The following is a 20,196-nucleotide window of genomic DNA, read 5'->3' as shown; positions in this document are numbered from 1 at the left end:
GCGCGAGCCTGATGAGTCATCACAACCCAGACAACTCATAGAAACCACTCCATGTCCCCAACCGTGAGCAAGATCATCAATCGTGGGGCGACCCGATAGGTTTCCGCGGCCGCCCCCGCAGACTCCGGCCATGGACTCCCGGCCCGCCCGCACTCCCGCTCCCGCCTCTCCCCTCGCCCAGCCCGCCTTCCGCTGGTTCCTGACCGGGCAGGCGGTGTCGCTGCTGGGCAGCGCGATGGCCCCGGTGGCGCTGGCGTTCGCGGTGCTGGACGGTTCCGGCGGCCGGCCCGGCGACCTCGGTGCGGTGCTCGCCGCCCGGATGCTGCCGCTGCTGGCGTTCCTCCTGGTGGGCGGCGCCACCGCGGACCGGTTCCGGCGGCGGAGGGTGCTGGTGGCCGCGAACCTCGGGGCCGCGGCCGCCCAGGGCGCGGTCGCCGGGCTGCTGCTGACCGGCCGCTATGCGCTGCCGGCGGTCGCCGGGCTGGAGGTGTTGGGCGGGACCTGCGCGGCGTTCGCCACCCCGGCGCTGCGCGGGCTGCTCCCGGAGTTGGTCGGGGGCGCGGCGCTGCGGCCGGCCAACGCGCTGCTGGCCACGGTGCGGAACGTCGCCAAGGTGCTGGGGCCGAGCCTGTCGGGGCTGTTGGTGGCGGCCGCCGGCAGCGGGCCCGCGCTCGCCGGCGACGCGGTGAGCTACGCGGTCGCCGCCGGGTGCCTGCTGCGCCTGCGGGTCGGCGGCGGCCGGCCGGCGCACCGGCCGCGCTCGGTGTGGTCCGAAATCCTCGGTGGCTGGCGGGAGTTCCGGCGGATCCGCTGGCTGGGGCCGCCCACACTGGCGTTCTTCGTGATCAATCTGGTGCAGACCGGGACCTGGCAGATCCTGGGGCCGGCGCTGACCGAGCGGACCGCGGGGCGGGCGGCGTGGGGGCTGGTGCTCAGCGCCCGGGGCGTCGGGCTGCTGCTGAGCGGGGCGGTGCTGTACCGGCTGGCGGTCGGCCGGCTGTTGGCGCTGGGGCAGGCGGCGAGTGCGCTGGGGGCGGTGCCGTTGCTGGTGCTGGGCTGGCGGCTGGACGCGCCCTGGCTGGTCGCCGGCGGGTTCGCCGCCGGACTCGGGGTCTGCGTCACCGGCATCGCCTGGGACACCTCGTTGCAGGAGCACGTGCCCCCGCACGCCCTGTCCCGGGTCGCCGCGTACGGCGATCTGCTGTCCTACGCGGCCATCCCGGTGGGGCAGTTGTGCGTGGGGCCGCTGGCCCGGGCGTACGGCGGCTTCCGGGTGGCCGCGGCGGCCGGCGCGCTGGCGGCGCTCGCCGCGCTGCTGCCGCTGGCCTCCGGCGCGGTGCGCGACCTCCGGCACGCCCGGCCGACCGGGGACAGCCGCTGACGGCGCCGGCGAACGGCCAACGCCCGGGCCCGCGGCCCCGGTCCGCAACCGACCGGGGCCGCGGGCACCGGGCGCCGTCACTCCCGCTCGGCCCGGCTCACAGCCACTCGCCGAACCGGCGGACGTACCACCGCTTCACCCCCTGGGTCAGCAGGCAGTACGCGGCCAGCGTCGCGACCAGCCACGGGAAGTAGGCCAGCGGCAGCGCCTGCATGCCCAGCGCCCCGGCCAGCGGCGAGAACGGCAGCCACACGCCGACGGCCATCACCACCGCGGTCATCAACAGCACCGGCCAGGTGGCGCGGGACTGCACGAACGGGATCTTGCGGGTGCGCAGCATGTGCACGACCAGGGTCTGGGTCAGCAGCCCCTCGACGAACCAGCCGGACTGGAAGAGCGCCTGGTGCAGCTCGCTGTTGGCGCCGAAGACGTGCCACATCAGCGCGAAGGTGGTGATGTCGAAGACCGAGCTGGTCGGGCCGAGGACGAGCATGAAGCGGCCGATGCCCTTGGCGTCCCACTTGCGTGGGGTGCGCAGGTAGTCGGCGTCCATCCGGTCCCAGGGCGTGGCCAGTTGGGAGACGTCGTACATCAGGTTCTGCACCAGCAACTGGAGCGCCAGCATCGGCTGGAACGGGATGAACGCGGACGCGACGAGCACCGAGAAGACGTTCCCGAAGTTCGACGAGGCGGTCAGCTTCAGGTACTTGACGGTGTTGCCGAAGGTCAGGCGGCCGCGCAGCACGCCCTGCCCGAGGACGGTGAGGTCCTTCTCCAGCAGGATGATGTCGGCGGACTCCTTGGCGATGTCGACGGCGGTGTCGACGGAGATGCCGACGTCGGCGTCGCGCAGCGCGGCGGCGTCGTTGATGCCGTCGCCGAGGAACCCGACGGTGTGCCCGTCGGCCTGGAGGGCGCGCACGATGCAGGCCTTCTGCACCGGGTTGACCTTGGCGAACAGGGTTGCGGTGCGGGCCCGGTCGAGCAGTTCGAGGTCGTCGAGCCCGTCGACCTCGGCGCCGGTGACGGGTGTGCCGGGGTCGATGCCGACCTGCTCGCAGACCCGGACGGCGACCAGTTCGCTGTCGCCGGTGACGACCTTGACCGCGACGCCGTTGTCGGCGAGCGCCCGCAGCGCCTCGGCCGCGTCCCGCTTCGGCGGGTCGAGGAAGGCGAGGAAGCCGAGCAGGGTCAGCTCCGCCTCGTCGGTGACGGCGTAGCCCTCCCGGTCCGCGGGCAGGGTGCGGGTCGCCACCGCGAGCACCCGCAGGCCCTGCCGGCCGTGGTCCTCGGCGGTACGCAGCACCGACTCCCGCAGTGCCGCGGTGAGTTCGACCCGCTCGCCGGCGCGCACCACCCGGACGCAGCGGTCCAGGATCTCCTCCACGGCGCCCTTGGTGATCAGCAGGTGCTCGTCGGCGGGGCCGTCGAGGTCGTTGCGGCGCAGGACCACCGACATCCGGCGGCGCGCGAAGTCGAAGGGGATCTCGTCGACCAGCGTGAAGCGGGCGTCGACGACAACCTCCTCGGCCTCGTGCATCCGATCGATGACGGCCTGGTCCATCAGGTTGCGCAGACCGGTCTGGAAGTGGCTGTTGAGGTAGGCGTGTTCGAGGACCTCGGTGTCGGGCCGGCCGCGCACGTCGAGGTAGCGGTCCAGGACGATCCGGTCCTCGGTGAGGGTGCCGGTCTTGTCGGTGCACAGCACGTCCATGGCGCCGAGGTTCTGGATGGCGTTGAGCTGCTTGACGACGACCTTGCGGCGGGAGAGGGCGAGCGCGCCGCGGGCGAGGTTGGTGGTGACGACCATCGGCAGCATCTCGGGGGTGAGGCCGACCGCGACCGCCACGGCGAAGGTGAACGCCTCCGCCCAGTCTCCCTTGGTGAGCCCGTTGATCAGGAACACCACCGGGACCATCACCATCATGAAGCGGATCAGCAGCAGGCTGACCTTCTTGACGCCGGTGTCGAAGCTGGTCTCGGGGCGCTCGCCGACGAGCGCGCCGGCCATCGAGCCGAGGTAGGTGTCCGAGCCGGTGGCGACGACGACGCCGGTGGCGCTCCCGGAGGTGACCGAGGTGCCGGTCAGCACGAGGTTGTCGGCCTCGACCGGGTCGCCGGTGGCGTCCTGGCCACGGTCGGTGGCCAACCGGATGTCGGCCTTGGCGACCGGCAGCGACTCGCCGGACAACGCGGCCTGACTGACCATCAGGTCCTTGGCGGTCAGCAGCCGCAGGTCGGCCGGGACGAGGTCGCCGGCGGCCAGCTTGACGAGGTCGCCGCTGACGACGTCGGCCATCGGGATCTCGACGGTGGCCGGCATCCGACCGCGGCCGGCGCGGCGCTGCACCGCGGTGGTCGTGGTGACCAGGGCGCGCAGCGCGTCGGCCGCGGCACCGGAGCGGAACTCCTGCCAGAACCGCAGCCCGACGCTGATCAGCACCATCGCGCCGAGGATGGCGATCTTCGGGTCGAACGGCTCGGTGTCGGCGACCTGGAGCCACTGGCCGTACATCACGGCCACCAGCACCACGAGGACGAGGATGAACGGGTTCCGAAACGCCTTGGCCAACTGGACGTACCAGCGCGGCGGGCGCTCCTGGGCGATGGCGTTGGCGCCGTCGCGCTCCAGGCGGGCCGCCGCCTCGCGGTGGGTCAGGCCGGCCGAGGTGCCGCCGAGGTCCGCCAGGGCCTGCTCGGCGGGGCGGGCGCTGAACTCGATCAGCCGGCCTCCGACCCGGCGGGTGCGGGTGGCGAGCTCGGCGGCGCGGCGCTCCCGTCGAGCGCGGCGGCCCGGCGGGGCGAGGGTTTCGGGGGTGGGCGGGGTGGTCATCGTGCTCATGGCGAAACCTCCTGACGCGCACGCGGGCGGGCACGGCTCGGCCACCGCCGGAAGGCCCCGGAAGCCCCGGAGAAAATCCGGGAGGCGACGGAAGAAGACCGGAAGGGGCTGGTGGAAAATCGTTCGAAAACCGGGAGCAAACCCAGGGAGAACGCGCCGGAGAACGTGCCGGAAAACGCGGAACAACACCCCGGAGGGGAAAGTCCCGCGTCCGGAACGACATCCGGTGGATTCGTCCGCGGAATGCTTTCCGACAGGCCGAAAGAGCCGGTGCGCACGGGCGCTGAGAATGAGGGGGAATTACCGGTGCCAGATATTCATCGGTGAACCGGACCGCGAACCGGACCACACGGGAAAACCGTGGAGGCCCTTGGAGCGCAGGCGAACGGGCCGGACCCGGAGGGCGGCGGAACGCGCCCGGGATTCATCGGTGACGGCACACAGCGGGATGAAGAAGGAGCCCGGGATTCACGCGCTGAATGGCGTGATCAGCAATGGGCAGCGCTGCGGCAAGGACTTCCTTCGGGACTCATCCCGATCACCTCCTCGCTCGCGCGGACATCGCCGGGCACCCGCCAGAGGAGCGCCCTCGCGGCCCCATCCTGCCACACGTCAACCGACGCCTTCTCGTCCCATCGGCCATTTATTGCCCGTGGACGATGTGAGCTACGTCGCATTTTGCCCGCTATGCACGCCCTTCGGGCCGTTCATGCCCTTCGCGTCATCCCCGTTGTTCGCGCGCGATCCGGCCCCGGACGCGCGTCGGCACGGGCGCGGCCCCCACACCGTGCCGCGCCCGTGCCGTGACGGACGCGCGGTCCGCCCTCCCGCGGAACCGGCGGCGTCAGGTCCACCGGCTCCGTAGGTCTCGTAAGCGCCGTAGGTCTCGCGTCTCGTGACCCCGTAGGTCCCGAAGGTCTCGTACGTCCCCTCCATCCGCTACGTCCCGCAAGTTTCGTGCTCGCCCGCCCCGGTCGCCCAACGGGAGCCGGGCCGGGCCCCGTTGGCGCCCGTCAGGCGACCTCGCCGATCCGGCCCAGGCGCGGGGCGTCGCGGTGGATCGGGGTGTGGGCGCCGGTCAGCGGGGCGCCGGTGCCGCCGCGGCGGTTGGCGACGATCTCGGCGGCGATGGACAGTGCGGTCTCCTCCGGGGTGCGGGCGCCCAGGTCCAGCCCTATGGGCGAGCGCAGCCGGTTCAACTCGATCTCGGTGAGCCCGACTTCGCGCAGCCGCTGGAGGCGGTCGAGGTGGGTGCGGCGGGAGCCCATCGCGCCGACGTAGGCGACCGGCAGCCGCAACGCCCGTTCCAGCAGCGGGACATCGAACTTGGCGTCGTGGGTGAGGACGCAGAGCACCGCGCGGGAGTCCAGCTCCTGGGAGTCGAGGTAGCGGTGCGGCCAGTCGACGACGACCTCGTCCGCGTCCGGGAAGCGGGCCCGGGTGGCGAAGACGGGGCGGGCGTCGCAGACCGTGACGCGGTAGCCGAGGAACGTGCCGACCCGGACCAGCGCGGACGCGAAGTCGATCGCCCCGAAGACCAGCATCCGCGGCGGCGGGACGGACGACTCGACGAGCACCACGACCGGTTGTCCGCACCGCGCGCCCTCGGCGCCGATCTCCAACGTGGCGGTCCGGCCGGCGTCCAGCAGCGCCTGGGCCTCGCCTATGACGGTGCGGTCCAGGGCCGGGTGTCCGCCGAGGCCGCCGGTGTGGCTGCCGTCGGGGCGGACCAGGACGGCGCGGCCGAGGAGTTCGGTCGGGCCGTCGATGATCCGCGCGACCGCCGCCGCCTCGCCGGAGGCGGCGGCGGTCAACGCGGCGGCGAGCGGCGCGGCGTTGCTGTCCACCAGGCTCCCCGCGGGGCCGCCGCCGGCGACGGCCGCGGGGGTGCTCGCCCGTACCGGGGTGACGAAGATGTCGATGATCCCGCCGCAGGTCAGGCCCACCGCGAAGGCATCCTCGTCGCTGTAGCCGAAGCGCTCCAGGACCGGCCGACCGGTCTCCAGGGCCTCCCGGCACAGCTCGTAGACCGCCCCCTCCACGCAACCGCCGGAGACCGACCCGATCGCCGTGCCGTCGCTGTCGACGGCGAGCGCGGCACCGGGCTGGCGGGGGGCGCTGCCGTTGGTGGCCACGACGGTGGCCACGGCGAAGGTGCGTCCCTGCTCCATCCACCGGTTCAGCTCTTCGGCGAGGTCCAGCACGTCGGTCTCCTTATGGACGGGAGCAGGGCGGGCGCTACTTGACGCCCAGCCACTGCTCGATCGGATGGAGCGAGAAGTAGACGAGGAAGACGCCGGTCAGCACCCACATGAAGGCGCCGATCTCGCGCCACTTGCCCTGGGCCGCCTTGATGGCGGTGTAGGCGATGACGCCGGCGCCGACGCCGGTGGTGATCTGGTACGTGAACGGCATCAGGGTCACGGTAAGGAACACCGGGATCGAGGTCGCCCGGTCGCTCCAGTCCACATGCCCCGCAACACTCATCATCATCGACCCGATGACCACCAGCGCGGCGGCGGCGACCTGGGCCGGGACGAGCTGGGTGACCGGGGTGAAGAACAGGCAGGCCGCGAAGAGCAGCCCGGTGACGACGGAGGACAGGCCGGTCCGGGCGCCCTCGCCGACGCCGCTGGCCGACTCGATGAAGACGGTCTGGCCCGAGCCGCCGGCCAGGCCGCCGATCGCGCCGCCCGCGCCGTCCACGAACAGGGCCTTGGACAGCCCCGGCATCCGGCCCTTGTCGTCGGCCAGTTTGGCCTCGGTGCCGACGCCGATGATGGTCGCCATGGCGTCGAAGAACCCGGCCAGCACCAGGGTGAAGACGATCATGGTGACGCTGAGCACGCCGATGGAGCCCCAGCCGCCGAACTCGACGTGCCCGAAGAGCCCGAAGTCGGGCATCGCGACGGCCTTGCCGGTCAGGGAGGGCGGGGTGCCGCCCCAGTCCTTGGCGGTCAGCCCGCCCAGCTTGGTGGCGCCGATGGCGGCCGCGGAGCCGACGACGATGCCGACGAGGATGGCGCCGGGCACCTTGCGGGCCTGCAGCATGAAGATCAGCAGCAGGGTGAAGCAGAAGAACAGCACCGGCCAGCCGACGAGATGGCCGGAGAGGTCGCTGCCCAGGGTGACCGGACCGCCGGCGCCCTTGCCCACGAAGCCGGCCTTCACCAGGCCGAGCAGGGCGACGAACATCCCGATGCCCATGGTGATCGCGTGCTTCAGGGCGAGCGGGATGGCGTTCATGACCATCTCGCGCAGGCCGGTGACCACCAACAGGCAGATCACCACGCCGTAGACCACGCACATGCCCATCGCCTGCGGCCAGGTCATGTGCGGGACCACCTGGGTGGTCAGCGCGGCGGAGACGTTGAGGCCGGCCGCGAGGGCCAGCGGGACCTTGCCGACGAAGCCCATCAGCAGGGTGCAGACCGCCGCGCCCAGGGCGGTCGCGGTGACCAGGGCGCTGTGGTCGAGGCTGTCCTTGTGGACGTCCTGGACCGACCCCAGGATCACCGGGTTGAGCAGGAGGATGTAGCACATCGCCATGAAGGTGGTGATGCCGCCGCGGGTCTCCCGTGCGAGGGTCGAGCCTCTCTCCGAGATGTGGAAGTACCGGTCGAGCCAGGACCGGCCGGCGGGTTGGCGCGCGCCGTCGCCCGCGTCTTCCGCCGTGGTCCTCGGCTCGGTGGACTGCTGGGTCATGGTGCCTAACTCCCAAGGTTCAAAGGGACACTCGCCGAGGGGACGAGATTTGGGATGGATCTTCGGCTGCACGACCCGGGGGACGGCCCGAGACGAACGGGGTGCTGACTGCCCGGAGTTGGCGACAGATCAGCCTGTGGGTGGGGCGGTGAGGCTCCGGGCGGTGCGCGGGAGGACGGACAGGACACCCCTTGATGCGCACCGCCCGGAGGGCCGGTGGCCTGGGGAGGTGGCCCCAGGCGGCTTGCCGCGTTACGTGCCCGTCAGGTGCTCGGGACGTACCGGCGTCTTGGTGAGCTCCAGCCCGGTCGCGTTCCGGATCGCCGCGAGGACGGCCGGGGTGGACGACAGGGTGGGGGCCTCGCCGATGCCGCGCAGCCCGTACGGGGCGTGCTGGTCGGCGAGTTCGAGCACGTCGACCGGGATGGTCGGGGTGTCGAGGATGGTGGGGATGAGGTAGTCGGTGAAGGAGGGGTTGCGCACCTTCGCGGTCTTCGGGTCGACGACGATCTCCTCCATCACCGCCACGCCCAGGCCCTGGGTGGTGCCGCCCTGGATCTGGCCGACGACGGAGAGCGGGTTGAGCGCCTTGCCGACGTCCTGGGCGCAGGCCAGCTCGATGACCTTGACCAGGCCCAGTTCGGTGTCCACCTCGACGACCGCGCGGTGCGCGGCGAAGGAGTACTGGACGTGGCCGAAGCCCTGGCCGGTCTCCAGGTCGAACGCCTCGGTGGGCCGGTGGCGCCACTCCTCCTCGATCTCGACGGTCTCGGCCTCCAGCACGTCGACCAGGTCCGCGAGGACCTCGCCGCCGTCGGTGACGACCTTGCCGCCCTCCAGCAGGAGTTCGGCGGTGGCCCACGCCGGGTGGTAGCTGCCCATCTTGCGGCGGCCGATCTCCAGGACCTTCTCGCGCACCAGCTCGCAGGCGTTCTTGACGGCGCCGCCGGTGACGTAGGTCTGCCGCGAGGCGGACGTCGAACCGGCCGATCCCACCTGGGTGTCGGCGGGGTGGATCGTCACCTGGTGGACGCCCAACTCGGTGCGGGCGATCTGCGCGTGGACGGTGACGCCGCCCTGGCCGACCTCCGCCATCGCGGTGTGCACGGTGGCGACGGGCTCGCCGGCGATGACCTCCATGCGCACCTTGGCGGTGGAGTAGTCGTCGAAGCCCTCGGAGAAGCCGACGTTCTTGATGCCGACCGCGTAGCCGACGCCGCGGACGACGCCCTCGCCGTGCGTGGTGTTGGACAGGCCGCCGGGCAGTTGGCGGACGTCGGCGCCCTCACTGGACTCCCACTGGCGCTCGGGCGGCATCGGCATCGCCTTGACGCGGCGCAGCAGTTCGGCGACCGGGGCCGGGGAGTCGACCGGTTGGCCGGTCGGCATGATCGTGCCCTGCTCCATGGCGTTGAGCCGGCGGAACTCGACGCGGTCCATGCCCAGTTTGTCGGCCAGCTTGTCCATCTGCGCCTCGTAGGCGAAGCACGCCTGGACCGCGCCGAAGCCGCGCATGGCGCCGCAGGGCGGGTTGTTGGTGTAGAGGGCGATGGCCTCGATGTCGACGTCGTCGATCACGTACGGACCGGCCGACAGGGACGCGGCGTTGCCGACGACCGCCGGGGAGGCGGAGGCGTAGGCGCCGCCGTCCAGGACGATCCGGCACTTCATGTGCGTGAGCTTGCCGTCCTTGGTGGCGCCGTGCTCGTAGAAGAGCTTCGCCGGGTGCCGGTGAACGTGCCCGAAGAACGACTCGAACCGGTTGTAGACGATCTTGACCGGCTTGTTGGTGCGCAGCGCGAGCAGGCACGCGTGGATCTGCATCGAGAGGTCCTCGCGACCGCCGAACGCGCCGCCGACGCCGGAGAGCGTCATCCGCACCTTGTCCTCGGGCAGGCCGAGCACCGGGGCGATCTGCTTGAGGTCGGAGTGCAGCCACTGGGTGGCGACGTACAGGTCGACGCCGCCGTCCTCGTCCGGCACGGCGAGGCCGGACTCGGGGCCGAGGAACGCCTGGTCCTGCATGCCGAAGGTGTACTCGCCCTGGACGATCACGTCGGCCCGCTCGGCGGCCGCGGCCGCGTCGCCGCGGAGGATCGGCTGGCGGTGCACGATGTTCGGGTGCGGGACATGGCCGCTGTGGTGGTCGTCGCGGCCCTCGTGGACGAGGATCGCGTCCGGCGCCAGCGCGCTCGACTCGTCGGTGATGACGGGCAGTTCGCGGTACTCGACCTTGATCTTGGCGGCGGCGCGGCGCGCGGTCTCCGGGTGGTCGGCGGCGACCAGGGCGACCGGCTCGCCGTGGTGGCGGACCTTGCCGTGGGCGAGGACCGGGGTGTCCTGGATCTCCAGGCCGTAGTTCTTCACCTCGGTCGGCAGGTCCTCGTAGGTGAGGACCGCGTAGACGCCGGGGGTCGCGAGCGCCTCGCCGGTGTCGATGGAGACGATCTCGGCGTGCGCGACGGTGGAGCGCAGGATCTGGCCCCACAGCATGTCCTCGTGCCACATGTCGGACGAGTAGGCGAACTCGCCGGTGACCTTCAGGGTGCCGTCGGGGCGGAGCGTGGACTCACCGATGCCGCCCTGGGTCTGCGACCCCTGGGTGACCTTGGACGGGATGCCGGTGGTGCGTGTGTCGGCCATGGCGTCAGACCCCTTCGGGCTCGGACTGGCGGGCCGCGGCCAGGCGCACCGCGTCCATGATCTTCTCGTAGCCCGTGCAGCGGCACAGGTTGCCCGACAGCGCCTCGCGGATGTCCGCGTCGCTCGGGTTCGGGGTGCGCTCCAGGAGCTCGTCGGAGGCGACCAGCAGACCCGGCGTGCAGAAGCCGCACTGCACGGCGCCGGCGTCGATGAACGCCTGCTGGATCGGGGCGAGTCCGGCGCCCTCGCCGGTCTGCGAGTCGGTGCCCTTGGCGGACCAGCCCTGGGCCTCCTGGAGGGAGGTCCCACCGGCGCCACGACCCTCGTGACCGCCGCAGGCGCGGTTCCTGGCGAATTCGGCGAGGCCCTCGACGGTGACGACGTCGCGGCCCTCGACCTGTCCGGCGGCCACCAGGCAGGAACACACCGGCACCCCGTCGAGGCGGACCGTGCACGAACCGCACTCGCCCTGCTCGCAGGCGTTCTTGGAGCCGGGGAGGCCGAGCCGCTCGCGCAGCACGTACAGCAGGGACTCGCCCTCCCACACGTCGTCGGCTTCCTGCTTGCGGCCGTTGACCGTGAAATTGACGCGCATTACGCGACTCCCTCCGTGCGCGGGGCCCGGCCGCGGTACGACTCCCAGGCCCAACCGAGCGTGCGGCGGGCCATGATGCCGACCGCGTGACGGCGGTACGAGGCGGTGCCGCGCACGTCGTCGATGGGGTTGCAGGCGGCGGAGCACAGGTCCGCGAACTGCTTGGCGACCGACGGGGTGATCACCTTGCCGTTGTCCCAGAACCCGCCCTCTTCGAGCGCGGCGTTGAGGAACGTCTCGGCCTCCTTGGCCCGGACGGGCGTGGGCGCGGCCGAGCCGATGCCGGTGCGGACGGTGCGGGTCGCGGGGTGCAGCGCGATGCCGAAGGCGCACACCGCGATGACCATGGCGTTGCGGGTGCCGACCTTGGAGAACTGCTGCGGGCCGTCGGCCTTGGGCAGGTGGACGGCGCGGATCAGCTCGTCGGCCTGGAGGGCGTTGCGCTTGACGCCGAGGTAGAACTCGTCGATCGGGATCATGCGCACGCCGCGCGCGGCCGACTCGACCTCGACCTCGCAGCCGGCGGCGAGCAGCGCGGGGTGCGCGTCACCGGCCGGCGAGGCGGTGCCGAGGTTGCCGCCGACGCCACCGCGGTTGCGGATCTGCGGGGAGGCCACCGTGTGCGAGGCCAGGGCGAGGCCCGGCAGCTCGGCCCGCAGGTACTCCATGATCTTGGTGTAGGGGACGGAGGCGCCCAGGCGTACGGTCTTCTCCCCGACCTCCCACTCGTCCAGGTCGCCGATCCGGTTCAGGTCGAGCAGGTACTCGGGGCGGCGGTGGTCGAAGTTGATCTCGACCATCACGTCCGTACCGCCCGCGATGGGCACAGCGGTCGGGTGCTCTGCCTTGACGGCGAGCGCCTCCTCCCAGCTGGCGGGGCGAAGGAAGTCCATCGTTGGCCTCTTCTGAGAAATTTGGGTCGTCCGCTGCTCGCGGTGGGGACCTTGGGCCCTCGTTGCCGGTGAGCCGTTCATGACTCGTTAACGCGGTTGGGGTTAGTGAACGCGCCTGGCACCCACCCGGTGCAGTCACCGAAACCATGAAGCGGTTGGCTGGCCACGGTGCCCGTCTTGTAGATTCGAACGAAAGACGAGGGATCAAAACCTCGCGGCATTCCACCGGCAACACGAGACAGCACAGAACGGCGGGCGAGGTCATGCGGCTCCGCGCACTCCTGGACACACACTCTCTGGGCCTCACGCTACTCGGGGGCGACGAGGAGCTGGACCGCACCGTCCGTGGCGTGATGACCACCGACCTGCGGGACCCCAGCCGCTACCTCTCCGGCGGCGAGCTGGTGCTCACCGGGCTGGCCTGGCGCCGGGAGCCGGAGGACGCCGAGCGGTTCGTCCGCATCCTGGCGACCGCGGGGGTCGCCGGGCTCGCGGCCGGCGAGGCGGAGCTGGGCGCCATCCCCGACGACCTGGTGCAGGCGTGCGCCCGGCACCGGCTACCGCTGTTCTCGGTCGACGAGAAGGTGTCGTTCGCCTCGATCACCGAGCACGTCGTCCGGCAGGTCTCCAGCGAGCGGGCCGGCGATCTGGCCGCCGTGGTGGACCGGCACCGGCGGCTGATGACCTCCGGGCCGGCCGGCGGCGGCCCCGAGGTGGTGCTGGACCTGCTCGGCTCCGACCTGGACCTGCGGGCCTGGGTGCTCTCCCCCACCGGCCGGCAGATCGCCGGCTCCACCCTGGCCGGCGCCGGTCCCGAGCTGCCCGCTCCGCTGGCCGCCCGGCTGGCCGGCGAGCACCTGGCGGCCGCCCGCAGCGGGCGCCGCGGCCCGCACCGGATCACGCTCCAGGACACCGGTGCGCACCCGCTCGACGAGGGCCGGCCGGGCGACGGGCCGGGGGCGACCTACTCGCTCTTCCCGATCCGCCACGGGAGCCGTGACCTGCGGCAGACGCTGCTGAGCGACTGGCTGTTGGCCGTCGAGGCGGACGCCGGTGACTGGTCCGAGGAGCGCCTGGACCTGCTGCACGGCGTCACGCAGTTGATCGCCGTCGAGCGGGACCGCCGGGACGCCGCCCGCACGGTCCGCCGGCGGCTGGCCCAGGAGGTCCTGGAGCTGGTCCAGACCGGCGCGCCGCCGGCCGAGATCGCCGCCCGGCTGCGGGTGGCCGCCCCGGTCCTGCTGCCCGGGCTGGGCGCCGCCCCGCACTGGCAGATCGTGGTGGCCCGGGTCGAGTGGGAGGGCGGCGACGTGCCCGGCGGCCCGGTGGCGCAGAGCCTGCTGGAGGAGGTGCTGGTCGCCCCCGGCACGTCCGGCCCGGAGCCCGCGGACCGGATCGCGGTGGCGCACACCGGCGACGAGGCGGTGGCGCTGGTGCCGCTGCCGGCCGTCCCGGAGGACGCCGCCGACGCCGCGGCGGACGGCCTGCACGCCGACCAGCTGCTGCGCGTCATCCGGGAACCGCTCGCCCGCGGTCTGGCCGACGACGGCCGGCTGACCGTCGGCGTCAGCGCCTCGGTGCACTCCGCCGAGGGGCTGCGCGGCGCCCTGGAGGAGGCCCGGCACGCCCGCCGGGTCGCCGCCGCCCGCCCCGGCCAGGTCTGCGCCGCCGGCCACGAGGAACTCGCCTCGCACGTCCTGCTGTTGCCGTTCGTCCCGGACGACGTCCGCCGGGCCTTCACCGCCCGGCTCCTGGACCCGCTGCGCGACTACGACCGCCGCCACCGTGCCGAGCTGATCCCCACCCTGGAGGCGTTCCTCGACTGTGACGGCTCCTGGACCCGCTGCGCCACCCGCCTCCACCTGCACGTCAACACCCTCCGCTACCGCGTGGGCCGGATCGAGCAGCTGACGGGCCGTGACCTCTCGCGCCTGGAGGACAAGCTGGACTTCTTCCTGGCGCTCCGGATGAGCTGACGGGCCTTCAACGCGCCGCGCGGGGCCGCCGGTTCACCGGTCGCCCCGCCGGGCGCGGGCGGCCGCCGCGCGGCCTGCGCCGTCCGAGGTACCACGATCGGGCGAAGTCGGGTCAACGCCCTTGGTGCGCAGGGCGAACGACCCGCCCCGTGGCGCCGCCGAACCGCCGGTTACCAGCCACGCGAGCCGCCCCACCCGATTGTGAAATCTTTCACCCACCCCCTTGGCCCGGTGCCGGGATTCGTGCTGTGATGCGCCCCACAGCATCCTGAATTCCCGCTCAATGGCGCTCGGGGAGGCACTGTGGCGGACACCGCCATGCCCGGATCCGCGGATCCGGCGGATTCCATGAGTCCCGCGGATCGGATGGCGGTCCCGGCTCCACGCCCGGGCGCCGCGCCGGCGCCCGGCGGCGCCCCGGGGGACGATGATCCGCTCGACCGCGCCGTGTGGCGGCTGCGCTCCCGCGGCTGCTGGCTCGACGCCGCCGCCCTCCTGGCGCCGCACGCCGCCCGGCAGGCCCCCGCCGCGCTGCACCGCGCCGCGCTCCTGGTGGAACGCTGCATGTTCACCGCCACCGGCTGGGCCGAGGCGGAGGACGCGCTGCGCACCGCGGAGGCGCTCGCCGGCGACGACGACGAACGCGGCGGAGCGGCCTGCGAACGCGGCCAACTCGCCTACGCCTCAACGGTGTTGGGCGTCCGCGACCGCGCCGACGAGGCGCGCTCCGCGCTGGGCCGGGCCGCCGCGCTGCTCGCCCCGGGCACGCCGGGCCGCCCACTGCTGGACTACCGACGCGGCCTGATGGCCGAGCACCTCGCCGACAGCCCGGACGCCGCCCGCGCCGCCTACCGCCGCGCGCACGCCGGTGCCGCCGCCCACGGCGACAGCCTGCTGCTCTCCTTCACCTGGCGCCACCTGGCCGGACTGGCGCTGCGTGACGGGGAGTTGGCGGAGGCCCGGCACGGCTTCGCGGAGTCCCTGCGGATCCGCGAGGAGCTGGGGTTCCTGGTCGGCACCGCGCCGGCGCTGGCCGCGCTGGCGGAGGCCGTCCCCGAGGACGAGGCGGCCCGGCTGCGCACGGAGGCCGCCCGGCTGTTCCGTCTCATGGGCGGCGTGCCCACCTGGCTCGCCGGCCAGCTCCCGCAGCCCTCGCCGGAGCGGCCCGCGGAGGCCGGGGAGCCCGCCGGGTAGTCGCCGCGCCGGCCGACGGCGCCTCACCGGCCGTCAACCACCCGACATCGGCCATGCCGCGCCCCGCGCCGTTTGGCCGGAATATGACCCCACCGGTCGCGGATCGGCCGGGCCGCGGTGGCTGCCGCCGCCGCACAGTCCACCGACCGGGCGGTAGCGCGGCACCCCTGCGACCACGAGAATGGCCACAAGTCGCACTGCGACGGGGCGGCCGCGGCCTGGATCCTGGTCCGGGTCCAGCTCCCTCTGGCAGCGCCTTTCAGGAGGCCCACCGTGGCAGGAGTCACTCCCACGAGCACCGGAACCGACTGGGGCAAGGCACATTTCGAGTCGATCTACAACTGCCCTGATCCGCGCCGCTACTTCGACACGCTCCACCCGCTCGCGTACCAGATCCCGCACCACGGCCAGGCGGTGTTCCGCGCGCTGGCCGACGCCCTACGGCGCCGCCGCGGCGACCGACCGCCGCTACGCGTCGTCGACCTCTGCTGCTCCTACGGGGTCAACCCGGCCCTGCTCAACCACCGGGTCACCCTCGACGACCTCTACCACCACTACGTCACCACCGACCCGCACGCCCTCAAGGGCGACGCCCTGGCCCGCGCCGACCGGGCCTATTACGCCGCCCGCCGGCTGCCCGGCGCGGCCCGGGTGACCGGCATCGACGCCGCGGACCGCGCGGTCGGCTACGCGGTGGCCGCCGGCCTGCTCGACCACGGCTTCGCGGAGAACCTGGAGCGCGACGCCGCCAGCCCCGCGCTGCACCAGGCGCTGGCCGGCACCGACCTGATCACCGTCACCGGCGGCGTCGGCTACATCACCGCCCGCACCTTCGCCCGGCTCTTCGACTGCCTCGCCGAGCCGCCCTGGGTGGCCGCGTTCGTGCTGCGCACGGTGTCGTACCGGCCGATCTCCGCGCTGTTGGCGCGGGCCGGGCTGGTGACCGAGCGGGTCACCACGCGCACGTTCCGCCAGCGCCGGTTCGCCGACGAGGCCGAGCGCCGGGCGGCGTTCGAGGCACTGGCGGCCCGTGGGCTGCCCGTCGGCGGCAAAGAGGCCGACGGCTTCTACCACGCCGAGTTGTACGTCTCCCGGCCCGCCGCCGACGTCGCGGCGCTGCCCCTGGCGGAGTTGCTGCCCGCCTTCTGACGCCGGCCGTCGCCGCACGGCCGGCCCCGCACTCAGTGCGGCCGCGGCGCCGCCGAAAGGTGCGCCCGGGCGATCCGCTCCACGACCGCGTGCTCCTGGGCGATCAGCGCGTCCAGCAGAGCGGTGTGCTCGGAGGCGTCGGCCAGCAGCTCGGCCGTGCGGAGGCGGGAGCCGCCGCCCGCCGACCACTGTGCGCGGCGCAGCAGTTCGCCGGCGACCTCGGTGAGCCGGCGGTTCCCGGTCAGCGAGATCAGCGCCTCGTGGAAGGCGTGGTCGGCGTCGGCGTACCCGACCCGGTCGCCCCGGGCGGCGGCGGCCACCCCGTCGTCGGCCAGCGGCCGCAGCTCCTCCCAGCGGTCCGCGGGCACCGCCCGGGCCAGCCGCAGCAGCGCGGGCACCTCCAACATGGTGCGGACCTCGGCGAGTTCGGCGAGGTCGCGGGAGCTGCGCTCGCGGACCCGGAAGCCGCGGTTGGGCACCACCTCGACGGCACCCTCGCCGGCGAGCTGCTGCATGGCCTCGCGGACCGGGGTCGCGGAGACGCCGTACCGCTCGGCGAGGGCCGGCGCGGAGTAGACCTCGCCGGGGAGGAGTTCCCCGGCGGTCAGCGCGCGGCGCAGGGCGGTGAGGACCTGGCCGCGGACCGAGTGCCGGCGCGGTCGCTGCCGGGGCAGGCGCAGGCCGGCGGCGGCCGCCTCCGGGTCGCCGTCGCCGACACCACGCGGTGCGCCGCAGGTCGGTGCGGGCGGCCACGCCCCGGCCTGCGGCCGCGGTTCCGCCGTGCCCTGCTCCATTGACGCTCCTCCTGCTGACGACTGCCGACGATCGGGAACCCGGTCGACACCGGGGCCGGGTGGCCGGTCGGGGCCGGACGATCGAGCTAGCACTCTAAGCGGCCAAAGCCGCGGTTCACACGCCCGCGGGGGCGGGTAGGGATGTCGGATAAGGTAAGGCTTACCTGTTAACGATCGCGATTCGGTGGTCCCCGCATGCCTTCTGCCACTGCCGCCGCGCCTGCCGTCCCCTTCGCCGGCCACCCGGCCGAGGACGCCTACGCCCGGCTCGCCGAGGTCTTCCCCGACCTCCGGGTGACGCTCTGGGACGACGAGCCGCCCGCCGGCGACGGCTGGTGGGCGGCGTCCGCGCTGGCCGTCGGCGACCCGGTGTTGGACGCCTTCCTCGCCGACGAGGCGACCCGCATCACCACCGAACACGGCCGCCCCGCCCGCCCCGACGTGGTCGCCAGCTTCGCCCTGCACCGCTACGCCTGGCCGGTCTGCCTGCTGATCACCGTCCCGTGGTTCCTGCTCCGGCGGGTGCCGCACCTGCCGGTGGCGGACGTCCGCTTCCACCGCGGACTGGGGCAACTGGCCGTGCGCACCGCCTCGTTCAGCTGCCTCCCGGACGACCCGGCGGCGGCCCTGCCCGGCGCCCGGGTGGTGCCGGACGAGGAGGCCCTGCGCGCCGAGGTCCGCGCGGCGGTCGCCGACCATCTGCGGCCCGTCCTGGACGGCTTCCGCACCCGGGTGCGGCGCGGGCCGCGGGCACTGTGGGGGATGGCGTCCGACGAGATCGTCGAGGGGCTGTGGTACGTCGGGCAGTTGCTGGGCGAAGGGCCGCGCGCGAGGGCCGAGTTGGCACGTCTGCTGCCGGGGGCCACCGCGCCGTACGCGGCCGGCGCCGGGTTCCGCGAGCTGACCGGGCCGGACGGCGCCGCGCTGCCGACCCGGGACCGCGCCAGTTGCTGCATGTACTACACACTGCGCCCCGAGGACACCTGCGCCACCTGCCCGCGCACCTGCGACGCGGAGCGCATCAGCCGCCTCACGGCAACCTCCTGACCCATCGGCCGCCCACAAGAGCGAGCGTTTCTCGCACACAACTCCCCTGTCAGGCATGGGAGTTCGATTTCCCGGCCGCTGAGCCGTACACCCCGGCACCCCTTGGCGTGCTCTTGCGCGGAAACCCGGTACGTCCGGAGCCGGTTCCGTCAGGATGGCGCGCGCGCTCGCCGATTCGCGACAGCGCGGCAATTTGAGCAAGGGGTCCCGGAATGAGAACGACCGATATATCGCTTAATTGGCTGGTTCCGGCGCTTCTGCTGCTCGCCGGGGTCCTGGTCACCGCCGTCCTCGTGCTGCGCGGCAAACGCGCGCACCGACAGGCCGGCACCGACGACTCCTGGGAACGCAGCGAGGAGCGCCGCCGTCGCAAGGAGACCGTCTTCGCCTCGGCCTCCTACGTGTTGCTGTTCTGCTGTGCCGCGGTCGCCGCGGCGCTCTCCTTCCACGGGCTGGTCGGCTTCGGCGTCCAGAACCTCGGCCTGTCCGGGGGCTGGGAGTACCTGGTGCCGTTCGGGCTCGACGGCGCGGCGATGTTCTGCTCCGTGCTGGCGGTGCGCGAGGCCAGCCACGGCGACGCGGCGCTCGGCTCCCGGATGCTGGTGTGGACGTTCGCCGGCGCCGCCGCGTGGTTCAACTGGGTGCACGCGCCGCGCGGTATGGCCCATGCCGGCGCCCCGCAGTTCTTCGCCGGTATGTCGCTGTCGGCCGCGGTGCTCTTCGACCGGGCGCTGAAGCAGACCCGTCGGGCGGCGCTGCGCGAGCAGGGCCTGGTGCCCCGTCCGCTGCCGCAGATCCGGATCGTGCGCTGGCTGCGGGCGCCCCGCGAGACCTTCGCCGCCTGGTCGTTGATGCTGCTGGAGGGCGTGCGGACGCTGGACGAGGCGGTCGAGGAGGTCCGCGAGGACAAGCGGGAGAAGGCCCAGAGCCGGCTCCGCCGGCGGGAGCAGGGCAAGTTGGACCGGGCCCGCATCAAGGCCCTCAACCGGCAACACCGCTCCTGGGGCAGGCGCGGCACCCGCCAGGTCGCCGTCGCGGTGGCCGCGCCGGCGCCCACCGCGGAGCCCGGCCCGGACGCCGCCGGGCCGGCCGACCCGGCGGCGCTGCCCCAGGGCGAGTCGACCAAGCGGCCCCGCCCGGCCCTCAAGGCCGTGACCGGCGCCGAGTCCGACGGGCCCGCGCCCGGACGTCGCGGCGCCATCGACCTCACCGCCGAGGACGACCCCCAGACCAGCCCCCGGCTGGACACCCTGGAGGAGAAACTCGCCGAGATCGAGCGGCAGTTCGGCTGATCGGTGGCGGACCGCGCCGGCCCCACACCCCCCGGCTGCGCGTCAGGCCGGTCCGCCTCCCAGCTCGAACCACACGCACTTGCCGACGCCCTCGGACCGGACGCCCCAGTCGTCCGCCAGGGCCTGGACCAGCGTCAGCCCCCGCCCCGACGCCCCGGTGACCGACGGGGCGCGCGGCTCGGGTATCCGGGTGGCGAAGTCGTGCACCTCCACCCGCAGCCGGTCGGTGACCCGCGCCGTCACCACCGCCCCGCCCTCGGTGTGCAGCAGGGCATTGGTGATCAACTCGCTGGTCAGCAGCACCGCCACCTCGGGGTCCGCCGGTGCGCGGCCATCCGGCGGCGCCCAGCGGCCGAGTAACTCCCGCAGCTCCCTGCGGACCTCGCTCACGGCCTTCAGATCGGCCTGTCGCACCTTGCGTTCCCACACCCGCGGCGGCCGCACCGCGACCATCCCGCGCCCGCTCCCCCCATCCCCTCGCTGCCGTCTGTCGCGCTCCTCGCACCGCACAGGCTGACGCATGCTCTCCCCCGCCCCCAACGAACCCAGCGTTCTGCCTCGAACAGCCTCACGGTCAGCATTCCCACCGGACCCGGCCCCATGCTTCCGCTTGCCGGCGGCCCGCCGGCGCGCCCACCCCGGCCGGACGGTGCCGGTCTGCGGTGGCCCGGCGGAACGGGCCGGG

14 protein-coding genes are annotated in these 20,196 nt (G+C 73.5%); 6 read left to right on the top strand and 8 right to left on the bottom strand.

Translation table 11 applies throughout. The annotated features are described in order from the left end of the window. Positions 1–130 precede the first annotated feature (130 nt). On the top strand, positions 131–1,381 hold the full coding sequence (locus ACIQU6_RS25840; protein WP_403484050.1) for an MFS transporter: 1,251 nt from the start codon (positions 131–133) through the stop codon (positions 1,379–1,381). Between the two features lie 97 nt (positions 1,382–1,478). On the opposite strand, the gene mgtA is transcribed toward ACIQU6_RS25840, so the two are convergent. From mgtA to ACIQU6_RS25810, 6 genes are all read right to left on the bottom strand, one after another. Further along, complete coding sequence (gene mgtA, locus ACIQU6_RS25835) at positions 1,479–4,223, bottom strand: magnesium-translocating P-type ATPase (protein WP_403484049.1); 2,745 nt, start codon at positions 4,221–4,223, stop codon at positions 1,479–1,481. A gap of 1,013 nt (positions 4,224–5,236) precedes the next feature. Then, complete coding sequence (locus ACIQU6_RS25830) at positions 5,237–6,427, bottom strand: XdhC family protein (protein ID WP_403484048.1); 1,191 nt, start codon at positions 6,425–6,427, stop codon at positions 5,237–5,239. Between the two features lie 34 nt (positions 6,428–6,461). Beyond that, positions 6,462–7,928 (bottom strand): NCS2 family permease, encoded by a 1,467-nt coding sequence (locus ACIQU6_RS25825; RefSeq protein WP_403484047.1) that lies wholly within the window; start codon positions 7,926–7,928, stop codon positions 6,462–6,464. A gap of 252 nt (positions 7,929–8,180) precedes the next feature. Further along, a complete protein-coding gene (locus ACIQU6_RS25820; protein ID WP_403484046.1) occupies positions 8,181–10,571 on the bottom strand; it encodes a xanthine dehydrogenase family protein molybdopterin-binding subunit in 2,391 nt (796 codons plus the stop codon). Positions 10,572–10,575: 4 nt separating this feature from the next. Further along, complete coding sequence (locus ACIQU6_RS25815; protein WP_403484045.1) at positions 10,576–11,166, bottom strand: (2Fe-2S)-binding protein; 591 nt, start codon at positions 11,164–11,166, stop codon at positions 10,576–10,578. Next, complete coding sequence (locus tag ACIQU6_RS25810; protein WP_403484044.1) at positions 11,166–12,059, bottom strand: FAD binding domain-containing protein; 894 nt, start codon at positions 12,057–12,059, stop codon at positions 11,166–11,168. The genes ACIQU6_RS25815 and ACIQU6_RS25810 overlap by 1 nt, the downstream gene beginning before the upstream one ends. 263 nt (positions 12,060–12,322) lie before the next feature. Here ACIQU6_RS25810 and ACIQU6_RS25805 point away from each other — a divergent pair, with 263 nt between their 5' ends. The 3 genes from ACIQU6_RS25805 (at position 12,323) to ACIQU6_RS25795 (ending at position 16,378) form a co-directional block, all read left to right on the top strand. Then, positions 12,323–14,035: a PucR family transcriptional regulator gene (locus ACIQU6_RS25805; protein ID WP_403484043.1), complete on the top strand. Its 1,713-nt coding sequence runs from the start codon at positions 12,323–12,325 to the stop codon at positions 14,033–14,035. Between the two features lie 366 nt (positions 14,036–14,401). Beyond that, positions 14,402–15,229, top strand: coding sequence for a hypothetical protein (locus ACIQU6_RS25800; RefSeq protein WP_403484054.1), 828 nt, complete (start codon positions 14,402–14,404; stop codon positions 15,227–15,229). Positions 15,230–15,502: 273 nt separating this feature from the next. Further along, a complete protein-coding gene (locus ACIQU6_RS25795) occupies positions 15,503–16,378 on the top strand; it encodes a hypothetical protein (protein ID WP_403484042.1) in 876 nt (291 codons plus the stop codon). Between the two features lie 32 nt (positions 16,379–16,410). On the opposite strand, the gene ACIQU6_RS25790 is transcribed toward ACIQU6_RS25795, so the two are convergent. Next, complete coding sequence (locus tag ACIQU6_RS25790; protein WP_403484041.1) at positions 16,411–17,172, bottom strand: GntR family transcriptional regulator; 762 nt, start codon at positions 17,170–17,172, stop codon at positions 16,411–16,413. 195 nt (positions 17,173–17,367) lie between these two features. Between ACIQU6_RS25790 and ACIQU6_RS25785 the strand changes: the two genes are divergently transcribed. Next, the gene (locus ACIQU6_RS25785) at positions 17,368–18,219 is read left to right on the top strand and encodes a (2Fe-2S)-binding protein (protein WP_403484040.1); all 852 of its coding nucleotides are present in this window, start codon (positions 17,368–17,370) and stop codon (positions 18,217–18,219) included. Between the two features lie 212 nt (positions 18,220–18,431). Beyond that, on the top strand, positions 18,432–19,511 hold the full coding sequence (locus tag ACIQU6_RS25780; RefSeq protein ID WP_403484039.1) for a DUF2637 domain-containing protein: 1,080 nt from the start codon (positions 18,432–18,434) through the stop codon (positions 19,509–19,511). A gap of 42 nt (positions 19,512–19,553) precedes the next feature. Here ACIQU6_RS25780 and ACIQU6_RS25775 read toward each other — a convergent pair whose 3' ends face one another. Then, on the bottom strand, positions 19,554–19,964 hold the full coding sequence (locus ACIQU6_RS25775) for an ATP-binding protein (protein WP_403484038.1): 411 nt from the start codon (positions 19,962–19,964) through the stop codon (positions 19,554–19,556). Positions 19,965–20,196: the final 232 nt, after the last annotated feature.

It is taken from the genome of Streptomyces sp. NPDC090442 (genome assembly GCF_044769405.1).
Classification (GTDB): domain Bacteria; phylum Actinomycetota; class Actinomycetes; order Streptomycetales; family Streptomycetaceae; genus Streptomyces.
The sequence above is the reverse complement of the archived record's forward strand: the minus strand, read 5'-3'. Positions and strand labels throughout refer to the sequence as shown.